The following is a 984-nucleotide window of genomic DNA, read 5'->3' as shown; positions in this document are numbered from 1 at the left end:
CACGTCGCGCAGATCGTCGGTGATGCGGTTGGCGACGATCAGGTCGCATTCGGCCTTGAAGGCCTCCAGATCGTTGACCACGCGGCTGCGGAAGAAATCGGCTTCTTCCAGCACCGGCTCATGCACGATGACCTCGACGCCCTTGGCCTTGAGCCGCTTCATGATGCCCTGGATCGAGCTCTGGCGGAAATTGTCCGAGCCCGCCTTCATCACGAGGCGGTAGATGCCCACCACCTTGGGCCCGCGCATCAGGATCTGATCGGACAGGAAATCCTTGCGGGTGCGGTTGGCATCGACGATGGCGCGGATCAGGTTCTGCGGCACGTGGGAATAGTTGGCCAGCAGCTGCTTGGTGTCCTTGGGCAGGCAGTAGCCGCCATAGCCGAAGGACGGGTTGTTGTAATGCGCCCCGATGCGCGGATCGAGGCTGACGCCTTCGATGATCTGGCGGCTGTCCATGCCACCGGCCAGCGAATAGCTGTCGAGCTCGTTGAAGAAGGCGACGCGCATCGCAAGATAGGTGTTGGCAAACAGCTTGATCGCCTCGGCCTCGTCGGGGTCGGTGAACAGCGTGGGCACCTCGGTTTCCTCGGAGCCCTCAAGCAGCAGTCGCGCGAAGGTTTCGGCCCGTTCGGAGCGCTCGCCGACGATGATCCGCGACGGGTGCAGGTTGTCGTAAAGCGCCCGGCCCTCGCGCAGGAATTCGGGGGAAAAGATCACCTGATCGGTTTCCATCTCGCGGCGCAGCTGGCGCACGTAGCCGACGGGGATGGTGGATTTGATCACGATGGTGGCGCGCGGGTTGACGGCGATCACCTGCGCGATCACCGCCTCGACGCTGGAGGTGTCGAAATAGTTCGACTTGGCGTCGTAATTGGTGGGCGTGGCGACGATGACGTAATCCGCATCGACATAGGCGGCGGCGGCATCAAGCGTGGCACTCAGCGTCAGCTTGCGCTCTGCCAGGAACTCTTCGAGCTCGGC

At 62.8% G+C, this 984-nt stretch carries 1 protein-coding gene; it reads right to left on the bottom strand.

Features of this window, described 5'->3' with window-relative positions; genetic code table 11:
* On the bottom strand, positions 1 to 984 hold a 984-nt coding region (locus Q4543_RS24415), incomplete at both ends, for a nucleotide sugar dehydrogenase (RefSeq protein ID WP_303442758.1).

The organism is Salipiger sp. 1_MG-2023, from assembly GCF_030547555.1.
GTDB lineage: Bacteria > Pseudomonadota > Alphaproteobacteria > Rhodobacterales > Rhodobacteraceae > Salipiger.
Note: the sequence above shows the minus strand (reverse complement) of the source record. Positions and strands in the feature narration are given on the sequence as shown.